The following is a 9,887-nucleotide window of genomic DNA, read 5'->3' on the forward strand; positions in this document are numbered from 1 at the left end:
CTTCACGGGAAATTCTTGCTCAAAACGCCGGAGGAGCCCCTCGCGGCGGTTTTTGTGCTGGGCGGATGGCGGCCCGTGTTGAAATCAACGGGACCGCTGCGCCATGTGACTTGAGACACTGATGCAAAACCCGATCTCTTGGTCACCGGGCGCGTTTGCAGCGCAACAACGGAATGAATGCCATGGTCGAGCCATGGCATGACGGTGAAAACCAGAGACCGGTAAACAAGTGGCGGGCCGCCGGATTATTTGGCGGCAACCCATTCAGGGCCGGGTGTTTTCAAACGCGAAGTCCCACAAGGCAGCGGCCATTCCCTCCCGCCCCGGACGTCATCCCGCGGCTTGACCAAGGGCTCCATTCCGTTTCGTTGCCGGATCACCGGCACAAGCGTTGCTCCCGAACAAAAAACCCCGGCTGAACGCCGGGGCCTTGTACCCACATTCCAGGCCGTCCTGAAGCGGGTCAAAACGGGTATTGCCGGAGAATTACTCCAGACCGATCTTCTGCTTCAGCAGATCGTTGACCGCCTGCGGATTGGCCTTGCCCTGGGACTTCTTCATCACCTGACCGACAAACCAGCCCAGAAGACCGGGCTTGTTCTTGGCCTGCTCGACCTTGTCCGGGTTGGCGCCGATGATTTCATCGACGATCGACTCGATGGCGCCCAGATCCGTGACCTGCTTCATGCCGCGCGCCTCGACGATCTCCGCCGGGTTGCCGCCTTCGGTCCAGACAATCTCGAACAGGTCCTTGGCGATCTTGCCGGAAATCACGCCATCCTTGATCAGGTCCACGATTGCGCCGAGCTGGGCGGCGGAGACCGGGCTGGTGTCGAGATCCTTGCCTTCCTTGTTGAGTCGGCCGAACAGCTCGTTGATCACCCAGTTGGCAGCCAGCTTGGCATCGCGCCCCTTGGCAACATCCTCGAAGAAATCGGCAGACGCCTTTTCGACAACCAGAATGTCGGCGTCATACTCGGTCAGGCCGTAATCCTTGATGAAGCGGGCCTTCTTGTCGTCCGGAAGCTCGGGCAGGTGCTGCGCCAGATCGTCGACAAAATCTTGCGTGAACTCCAGCGGCAGCAGGTCGGGATCCGGGAAATAGCGGTAGTCATGTGCTTCTTCCTTGGAGCGCATGGACCGGGTTTCGCCCTTGACCGCGTCAAACAGGCGGGTTTCCTGATCGATCGATCCGCCGTCTTCCAGAATGGCGACCTGACGCCGGGCTTCATAGTCGATCGCCTGACCGACGAAGCGGATGGAGTTGACGTTCTTGATCTCGCAGCGCGTGCCGAAGCCTTCGCCCGGACGGCGCACGGAAACGTTGACGTCGGCGCGCATGGACCCCTGATCCATGTTGCCGTCGCAGGTGCCCAGATAGCGCAGGATGGTGCGCAGCTTGGTCAGATAGGCCTTGGCTTCGTCAGCCGAACGGAGATCCGGCTTGGAGACGATTTCCATCAGCGCCACGCCGGAACGGTTCAGGTCGACAAAGGACATGGAAGGATGCTGGTCGTGCAGGGACTTGCCCGCGTCCTGCTCCAGATGCAGACGCTCGACGCCGACCTCGACCTTCTCCTCCGGCATGTCGAGCAGGATCTTGCCCTCGCCGACAATCGGCTGCTTGAACTGGGAGATCTGGTAGCCCTGCGGCAGATCCGGATAGAAATAGTTCTTGCGGTCGAACACGGATTTCAGATTGATCCCGGCCTTGAGGCCCAGACCGGTGCGGATCGCCTGCCGCACGCATTCCTCGTTGATCACCGGCAGCATGCCGGGCATGGCCGCATCCACGAGACTGACATTGTCATTGGGATCCTTGCCGAATTCGGTCGATGCGCCGGAAAACAGCTTCGCCTCGGAGGTCACCTGGGCATGGACTTCCATCCCGATCACGATTTCCCAATCGCCGGTCGCGCCCTTGATGAACTTTTTCGGATCGGGTGTGCGTGCCTCGACAATCGTCATGCGTCTAAAATCCTGTTCTTGTTGCCGCGGGCCGGGGATGTCCGGGAGGCGGGCCCGGCCTTCGCGCAAAATCGCCGGAAAGATGCCTAGTCGGGAATTGGCAAAGCTGCAAGGGTTTCATGCGGCCCGCTCACAAGTTGGGCGCTCGGATCCGCCGCAAACCTCTGACGATACCAGGCGCCTGAACCCGAGACCCCATCCTGCAACTTGTGACAAGCTCAAAGCTGCCAAGTTGCAGGAAAAGACCCGGCCTGACATTCTTTTTCAGCTATTGCGGCACCATATGAAGGTAACCGGCGCTGCCGTTTCGCGCTGCTTCCACGCATTTCTTTTCTTGCCACCGCCCTTGCGCGGTACTGCATTTTGAATTTCGGGCAAAAGGTTCCTGCGGCCATGAGCGATACTCTTGTCAAAGGCGATCTGCGCATTCTGCGCGAACAACCATTGAACGCCGAAACGCCGGCACATCTGCTCGACGATCCGATCACGCCGACCCATCTGCATTTCATCCGCAACATCAGCAAGCCGCCCGCCTCCATCGACACCGCCAACTGGACACTGACGATTGACGGCGAAGTTCACAATCCGCTTAAGCTATCGCTCGATGAGCTGAAGAGCCGGTTCGAACCGGTGACGTTTGCCTTGATGCTGCAATGCGCGGGCGATGGGCGGATTGGCTTCACCCCGGAGACACCGGGCCTGCAATTCGGAGAAGGCGCTGTCGCCTGTGCGCGCTGGACCGGCGTCCGGCTCAAGGATGTTCTGGAAGCGGCGAACCTCAAACCCGGCGCCGTCTATACCGCGCATTACAGTTCCAACTGCAAGGTCCCGGGCGATCCCCATGGCGCGCCAATGTCACGCGGCCTGCCGATCGGGAAGGCGCTCACGGAAAATGTGCTGATCGCCTACGAGATGAATGGCGCGCCGCTCGACATCCAGCACGGCGCCCCCCTCCGGCTGGTGGTTCCGGGCTGGCCGGGCTCCTGTTCCCAGAAATGGCTGAGCCGGATCTGGATCCGAGACAAGGTGCATGACGGCGCCTGCATGACAGGCACCACCTACCGCATGCCCAACCGTCCGATTGGCCCCGGCGAAGCCTATACGGACAATGACTTCGACATCATCGAACGCTTGCCGGTGAAATCGATGATCACCTATCCGCGTGCCGGTGCAACTGTCGGCCAAAAGATGCAGCTCCGGGGGCATGCGTGGTCGGGAGACCGGAGCGTCGACCGGCTCGACGTGTCGATTGACGGCGGAAAGAGCTGGTTTCCCGCCGATCTGAAACCGCCCGTCAATCCGGGCGCCTGGCAGAACTGGAGCGCCGAGATCACCTTCCCCGGCTCCGGCACCTACGAGGTCTGTGTCCGGGCAACCGATCAGGAGGGAGAGGTTCAACCGGTTTCAGCCGGCTGGAACCCCGGCGGCTATCTCAACAACTCGATCCACAGGATCACGGTGGAGGTTGTTTGAAGATACCCAAAGATTGCCTGCCCAAGACGCGTGTCGTCATTGAACAGGCTGTATCAATGGCAAATACAGTGCCGGCGCTCATTTCCGTCATCCCGGACAAGTGTTAGTGCGATCCGGGACCGGAGAGCCTCGGAGGTCGGCGATTTCATAAGCTCTCCGATCCCGGATCTTCGCTTCTCTGCGTCCGGGATGCCTGTCGAGACGCACAATGAAAATGCCCGACCTGATCGCCGGTCACGCTGAGCAGCGGCAAAAACAAAAGCCCGCATCTCGATGCGGAGTTGAACTGTCTCACGGGAAAATTGCGTGCGGGTATCATTCGCGATTGCGCATCAAGGGTCGAAAACCGAAGCGCGGCGCAAATGCGTCCTAAAGTCGAATTCCATTGTGACAAACTGGCCCGGAAGCCATTGAAGGCATTCCGTGAAGAAATCTGCTTCGCAAGACGGCTAGAAAAGCGCGCGAAACAAGCGTTTGTTCTTACAAACCATTTAAGCCTTCTTGATCATTCGGTTCCTGCTGCAGAGCCGCCATCTGAGTGTTCACGCAAGGTATGGTTCGCCGGGTCTGCTGCGCTACCTGTCTGCAGGATGAAGCTCAGCAAGGTGGCGACGGCCTGATAGAGTTCGAACGGGATCTGGGCATCGAGTTCGATCTGGGACAGGGCCTCGGCCAGAACCGGATCCTGCTCGATCGGCACACCGGCCTCGCTTGCAAGTTCCTCGATCCGTTCGGCAAGCTTGCCCGACCCTTTGGCTGTGACAAAAGGCGCCAGATCGCCGCCCTCGTATCTGAGCGCAACAGCCCGCTTGTTTCTCGTCTCGTCCGTCATGAGCTGCGATCCACATAGGCCCCGGAGGGTATCCCGGCCTGTTTCGGCAGACCGCGTATGAACCTGAGTTCCTGAAGGTCGAGCCCGGTGCCGGCAAAGGCGGCTTCCAGTGCCGCCTGCTGATCCTGAAACGCCAGATACGTCTCGAGCCGCTCCAGCCAGAGACTGGCAGAGACCGCCTGCACCTTCAGGCTGATTGCTGCTTCCATCGGTCCGGTTGTGCTGAGATCCAGCGCAAAACGCAGACGCCACGGGAGGTCCTCCGGGTTTTCGGCACCGCTCCGTTCCCGGTCGCGGCCGATCTGCATTTGCAGAACCGCCGTTTCTGCGCCCGCCTGGATCGGCAGCTCCACCACCAGATCCATCGGTTTTCCGGCGGCGGCCTGAGGCTCATCAACCGGCAAACCGAGATTTGCGAGTTGTGTCAGGCGAATGCGGGCAAGGGCTGCATCGACATCCCGAAGCAAGCCCGTGAGGGTCTGCTGCTCAGGCGGATGTGGACGGGTTGACCCGCTTGAATTCAGCGGCCGGTCGGCGGCAGGCTTTTGCGCGCGGGGTCCGGCCGTCAGCGAGGGAGGCGGCGTCTGTGTTGCGGGTCTGACCGCCTTTGCCTGCGCACCGAGCGCCGAAAGCAGCGTCTTCAGGGAGATCAGCAGCGACTTGAGGTCCAGCCCCCCTTCAGAGCCGGACGGCACGGATCCGGCAGCCGGGCCGCTCTCCCGAAACAACCCTGCCCCGCGAACGGCCTGAAGGACTTGATCCGCGCTGACGGGGGCGCCTGCCGGCCCCAGCCGAAGTCCCATGATCTGTTGCATGGTCCGGATCAGGGCATCGGGCAATTCCGGACCACTGCCGGTTTGCGCCGAAGCGAGCGCGCCGATTTGCGGGAAGACGGTTGCGATTCCCGCCTGCTGTTCGCGCAGCAAGGGCACCACGGCCTTTGCTGCAGCCGGAACGGCAGACGGCAGAGGTTTCGTGTTTTGAGCGGAAGGATCAGTCACAGAGGTTTGCGCGGATGGCCGCCCTTGGCCCGCATAGGCAGTGTGGGCAGCACTCTGGGCCAGCATCTGTGCCCCACCGGACTGACTGGGTAAAGCCCGCGAGGCAATAGGTTCTGCACCATCCGGAGCGCCAGCCAAGGTGGCAACGAACCCGGTACTGGCGGGAACCTGCATATTCGGTAAAGAGCCTGAAACCGCATTCGCTTGATGTGGTATCGATGTTTGTGTGTGAGCCGGAGAAGGTTGTGCCGCTTTGGGGACAGGAATGATCTCGATCTTCGGGTTGGCGGGCTCTCCGCCGACTTTCAGAAGAACATTCGTCCCTTTTGGCAACGGTACACTTGCCTTCAGATCCAGCGTTCCCTGAGTGGTGGCAAGCCGCAACACATTGTCCGGAGAGACGCTCTCGACCCGGCCGCTGATCTGAGCACCCGGCTTCAAACCGGCCAGTGTCATCTGGCCCGCGCCGGTCAACGCGGTTGGTTTCCCGATAACGGCATTCACCATCGCAGCACTCCACCCCGCAGTTTTCACGATGACTATCGCAGTGTCCGGTTAACGAAATCCCGAAAAACCGTGTGGATCAGACAATTGAGGCCGGGCCTTGATCCTTGTCAAGGTTGCTGGTTCCGCCCTCCGTCACATTCCGCAAAGTCACAGTCGTGACCAAACCGGTTGGGGAGCAGACAATGCGCTGGATTGACAAAATGAACGAGCGGGCCGAACTCATGGGCCGCATGCTCGAGACGATCGGCGCCATGGAGGTGATGCCGGAAGGCGCGCTTTTGGACCAAAGCCTGCGCGAAGCCTCCAGCCGGTGTCTAAATTGCAAACATGCGGACGGCTGCAAGGACTGGCTCGCGGAAAACGCCAAGGGCGCGGAGGAGCCCTATCGCGAGTGCCCGAACGCAGAGCTGTTCAAGTCCTTCCTGAAGCGGAGTTGATTGCCAAGACCAGCGGCCGGGAAGCACTGCACGTTTTTGTCTACGTTTCTCCAGTTTGCCCATTTGGAGGGCAAAAGATGCACATTAATTGTGAAAATAGCCTATAAAATGACAAACATTTCATAAGTTTAACTTAGGCGGCCTGTTTTTGCCACGGTTGCCCGCGCAGTGGTCTGATCGTAAAAAAGGCCAATGTTGCGCATTGGTCCTGCATCCGAAAAAGGACCCATAAATGGCGACAGATATCATGCGCAGGTCAACCGCCCAGACCATAGGCCTTTCCCTTGGTCCGATCATTGCCTTGACCTTGATAATGATACCCTCCGGACCGGAGATGACACCGGTCCTGAACATGTCTGCCGTTGTGGCCCTGATGGCAACTTTCTGGTTCACCGAAGCAATTCCGTTACCGGCGACCGCACTGCTTCCATTTGTTCTTTTTCCGGTTCTCGGCATCATGTCGGCAACCGATACCGCGCCTCTTTATTTCAACAGCACCATCTTCCTGTTTCTGGGTGGCTTCATCATGGCGATCGCCATGGAGCGCTGGAACCTGCACAAGCGCATTGCTCTTGCGATCATCGCAACGATTGGCGGCAAACCGGACCGGATCATTCTTGGCTTCATCCTCGCCTCCGGCTTTCTGTCGATGTGGATCTCGAATGTTGCAACCGCGATCATGTTGCTTCCGATCGGGCTCTCGACCATCTACAAGCTGGAAGCGAAATTCGGTGAAGAAAAAGCCCATCCCTTCGCCGTTTCGGCCATGCTTGCAATCGCTTTCGGCTCCTCCATCGGCGGCATGGCGACCCTCGTCGGAACACCTCCCAACCTTGCCTTGAAGAGCATCTTCGAAGGCAACTACCCAAATGCGCCACAAATTGCCTTCGGGCAATGGTTTGCGATCGGGTTGCCGCTCGCGATTGTCATGCTTGCTTTTGTCTGGATTCTGCTCACCCGCATCCTCTACAAGTCGCCAGACGGGATCAACATCACCAGTGATGAAATTGCGGAAGAGCAAAGAAGCCTGGGCAAGATGGGATGGGAGGAACTCTGGGTTCTGACCCTGTTTACCGCCACGGCGCTGCTTTGGACCACCCGTCAGGGTCTTGATTTCGGCTTTGCCGAGATCCCGGGCTGGTCGGACCTGATCCCCCAATCGCACATGATCAATGACGGTACTGTTGCCATGATGATGGCATCGCTGCTGTTCTGCATTCCGACCCGCTCGAACAAGGGGCGCTCGACCTCCTCGACACTGGTGGACGGCTCATGCTTTCAAAAGCTGCCCTGGGGTGTGGTTCTGCTGTTTGGCGGCGGCTTTGCACTGGCGCGCGGATTCGATACGTCGGGTCTGGCGGCCTATCTGGCCGAGCAGTTGCAGCTTCTCGGCTCGCTTCCGCCGATCGCAACAGTTTTCATCCTGAGCCTTGGCATGACCTTCGTGACCGCCTTCACATCGAATACGGCAACCACGATGATCACTCTGCCGATCCTCTCCGGATTGAGCTCCGGCTTCGACATGAACCCGCTGCTTCTAATGATCCCCGCGACGCTTGCAGCCTCCTGTGCCTTCATGATGCCGGTGGCCACCCCGCCAAATGCGGTGGTGTTCGGCAGCGGGCGGCTCCGCATCACGGACTTCATAAAGTCAGGGATCATCCTGAACATTGTCGGAGCGCTGGCGATCACCGCCATCATGTATCTGGTTGCCATTCCGATCTTCGGAATCGATGTGACCAGCGCCCCGGTATGGGCCCACTGAAGGCCTGATCGGCTTTCCCTAGCGGCGCAGCCTGCGAACGTGATAGACAATCGCTGCCGCAGCGGCGCCGCCGACAAACCGGAACGGGAACATGGCAAGAGCCCCGGCGTCTTGCGAAATGATATGCGGCAGGCCGGTAAAGCCCCACGCGGCTTCTGCAATCAGGGACAGGATCGCGGCAGCAAATCCCGCAATCCAGATTTTCGCGGCTTGATTGGCGTGCCATCCAAGGTAGATGCCAATCACAAGGGCAATGGGATTGAACAGCCCGGAAAACCCGAGCAGATCGATCCATGTATCGGACAAGGTGAACATGCGGGGCTGTTTAACGGCATTGTGGCAGAAAGGCGAGCCTGAATAACGGCCCCGGATGAAAACAAAGTTTACCCTTTCATGGCGTTCCTGCTTATGCTCGTCCCTCCTTCAGCTTTTGAGCCTTGTTTATGCCTTCAGACCAACCGATTGCCACAACCAGCATGTCCATTCAGAACCTCGTCGCGTCAGGCAACCGCCTTGCGATTATCTGTCCGGACTGCAGCCGGTTCCGCTACCTGAATGCGGGAAGGTACCAACCGGACGCAACGCTCGCGCAGATTTCCAGGAACTTGCGCTGCGCCCGGTGCCGCTCAGATGACGCACATGCCTGCGCGGTTTCCCCCGATCCGGAAACGGGCCGGTGGCCTGCCGAAAACAGCTGACCTGCCAGCCGCTTGCATCGCTGATCGGGGCATGCTAACGGGCGATTGTCTTTGAACGGAGTTTTTATGCGCGGACGTCAAGAGTCCCGGTAAGACCCGGTTTCGTTGGAACCGGGGACAAAGCAAGTACCACCGCTGCATGCGCCTGCTGCAGTGTGTGATGGTTTGCATCTTGATTTCAAAGACTTCACAACATGGACATATCAAAACCGGAACAACGGGTCCTGCACCTGTTGGCTCAAGGTGGTTGTATTCGCATCGAACGGGATGAGCGCGGGAAAATCACGCAAAACGAGACCATTACCCGCGACGGCTGGTCCTGGGCTGGCTGTGACCTGAAGCTGTTTCGCAAGCTGAAACGGCGCGGCTTCATCGCCTCAAGAGGTGGTGGCCCGTACCGGATCACGGAACTGGGACTGCGCCGCGTGCGCTCCCAGGCCGACAACCGCTGACCCGGCGCCGGGGCCGCAGCCTGCGTGCCCCGGCCGCATCTCAGACAAGCGGCGCAGGACTGCCCGGGTTCAGTGGCGAGATGCAATATCAAGATCACGCGGATCGCCGACAGTTGCACTGTTGAGATAGCCCTTCAGGAGCCGCCCGCCTCGAAACTGGAAATAGGCAATCGCAAAGGTCTCGAACGGGGCTTCGCTCACGAGGGACTTGCCCCACACCCGGTGCATGCTGAAGAGACGGTCTCCGTCCTCCATCATCTGGAGAAAATCCTGCCGCTCGACAATGACATCACGCCGCATGACAACAATCCGGGCTCCAAAATCCTTGCGGCTAAGCCGTTTTCCGTCGATCAACGCACTGAATTCACGATCAAAATAGGTCTCAAGCACTTCTTCGGCCGTTTTTTCGCCTGAAAACGCCCAGTCATAAAAGAAGGTTTGGAACCGCCGTTGCAACGGGCCATCGAAGCCGTTTGTGTTCTGCTTCGCCGCGTGCGTCATCACCACCTCCGTCAGCCGCTTTATACTGTCCGGATGTAATCGCTTTTTCAACGGATCAAAGCCGTCTGACAAACTCATTGCCCTGCGGGACAGATCTTCGGCGGACCGGGAAACAGAGAGTCCGGAGACCTCCCCCAAAACACCTCTGCATATTATAGCCAATCGAAACATGCATAATTTGGCTTATGTCACTGAAGTGACGATGACGCCATAAGGAATTGAGTGTCAAGGGCGCGGAACGCGCCGCTACGCG

General features: G+C 59.0%; 9 protein-coding genes. 4 read left to right on the forward strand and 5 right to left on the reverse strand.

What is annotated here, in order from left to right; all coding sequences use genetic code 11:
- Positions 1-486 precede the first annotated feature (486 nt).
- The gene (gene gatB / locus E1297_RS07225; protein WP_155135821.1) at positions 487-1,968 is read right to left on the reverse strand and encodes an Asp-tRNA(Asn)/Glu-tRNA(Gln) amidotransferase subunit GatB; all 1,482 of its coding nucleotides are present in this window, start codon (positions 1,966-1,968) and stop codon (positions 487-489) included.
- Positions 1,969-2,361: 393 nt separating this feature from the next.
- Between gatB and E1297_RS07230 the strand changes: the two genes are divergently transcribed.
- Positions 2,362-3,441, forward strand: a complete 1,080-nt coding sequence (locus tag E1297_RS07230) for a sulfite oxidase (protein WP_155135824.1) — start codon at positions 2,362-2,364, stop codon at positions 3,439-3,441.
- 505 nt (positions 3,442-3,946) lie between these two features.
- On the opposite strand, the gene E1297_RS07235 is transcribed toward E1297_RS07230, so the two are convergent.
- Both E1297_RS07235 and E1297_RS07240 read right to left on the reverse strand, forming a co-directional pair.
- On the reverse strand, positions 3,947-4,273 hold the full coding sequence (locus E1297_RS07235; protein WP_155135827.1) for an EscU/YscU/HrcU family type III secretion system export apparatus switch protein: 327 nt from the start codon (positions 4,271-4,273) through the stop codon (positions 3,947-3,949).
- On the reverse strand, positions 4,270-5,781 hold the full coding sequence (locus E1297_RS07240; protein WP_155135830.1) for a flagellar hook-length control protein FliK: 1,512 nt from the start codon (positions 5,779-5,781) through the stop codon (positions 4,270-4,272). Before E1297_RS07240 ends, E1297_RS07235 begins: the two co-directional genes overlap by 4 nt.
- Positions 5,782-5,963: 182 nt before the next feature.
- Here E1297_RS07240 and E1297_RS07245 point away from each other — a divergent pair, with 182 nt between their 5' ends.
- Entirely contained in the window at positions 5,964-6,218 is a 255-nt protein-coding gene (locus E1297_RS07245; protein WP_155135833.1) for a DUF6455 family protein, read from the forward strand.
- 232 nt (positions 6,219-6,450) lie between these two features.
- On the forward strand, positions 6,451-7,983 hold the full coding sequence (locus E1297_RS07250; protein ID WP_155135836.1) for a DASS family sodium-coupled anion symporter: 1,533 nt from the start codon (positions 6,451-6,453) through the stop codon (positions 7,981-7,983).
- An 18-nt stretch (positions 7,984-8,001) separates the two neighbouring features.
- On the opposite strand, the gene E1297_RS07255 is transcribed toward E1297_RS07250, so the two are convergent.
- On the reverse strand, positions 8,002-8,298 hold the full coding sequence (locus tag E1297_RS07255) for a phosphatidylglycerophosphatase (RefSeq protein WP_155135839.1): 297 nt from the start codon (positions 8,296-8,298) through the stop codon (positions 8,002-8,004).
- 577 nt (positions 8,299-8,875) lie between these two features.
- On the opposite strand from E1297_RS07255, the gene E1297_RS07260 reads away from it, so the two are divergent.
- Entirely contained in the window at positions 8,876-9,133 is a 258-nt protein-coding gene (locus E1297_RS07260; protein WP_155135842.1) for a YjhX family toxin, read from the forward strand.
- Positions 9,134-9,202: 69 nt separating this feature from the next.
- Here the strand turns inward: E1297_RS07260 and E1297_RS07265 are convergent, their stop codons facing one another.
- Positions 9,203-9,634 carry a hypothetical protein gene (locus E1297_RS07265; RefSeq protein ID WP_155135845.1) on the reverse strand — a complete coding sequence of 144 codons (432 nt, stop codon included), beginning with the start codon at positions 9,632-9,634 and terminating at the stop codon, positions 9,203-9,205.
- Positions 9,635-9,887 lie beyond the last annotated feature (253 nt).

Source organism: Roseibium sp. RKSG952 (assembly GCF_009711355.1).

Excerpts from the sequence above, each read along its gene's own strand:
- E1297_RS07235 (WP_155135827.1), bottom strand. The coding sequence starts at position 4,273 with ATGACGGACGAGACGAGAAACAAGCGGGCTGTTGCGCTCAGATACGAG.
- E1297_RS07230 (WP_155135824.1), top strand. The coding sequence starts at position 2,362 with ATGAGCGATACTCTTGTCAAAGGCGATCTGCGCATTCTGCGCGAACAA.
- E1297_RS07250 (WP_155135836.1), top strand. The coding sequence starts at position 6,451 with ATGGCGACAGATATCATGCGCAGGTCAACCGCCCAGACCATAGGCCTT.
- E1297_RS07245 (WP_155135833.1), top strand. The coding sequence starts at position 5,964 with ATGCGCTGGATTGACAAAATGAACGAGCGGGCCGAACTCATGGGCCGC.
- E1297_RS07240 (WP_155135830.1), bottom strand. The coding sequence starts at position 5,781 with ATGGTGAATGCCGTTATCGGGAAACCAACCGCGTTGACCGGCGCGGGC.
- E1297_RS07265 (WP_155135845.1), bottom strand. The coding sequence starts at position 9,634 with ATGACGCACGCGGCGAAGCAGAACACAAACGGCTTCGATGGCCCGTTG.
- E1297_RS07255 (WP_155135839.1), bottom strand. The coding sequence starts at position 8,298 with ATGTTCACCTTGTCCGATACATGGATCGATCTGCTCGGGTTTTCCGGG.
- gatB (WP_155135821.1), bottom strand. The coding sequence starts at position 1,968 with ATGACGATTGTCGAGGCACGCACACCCGATCCGAAAAAGTTCATCAAG.
- E1297_RS07260 (WP_155135842.1), top strand. The coding sequence starts at position 8,876 with ATGGACATATCAAAACCGGAACAACGGGTCCTGCACCTGTTGGCTCAA.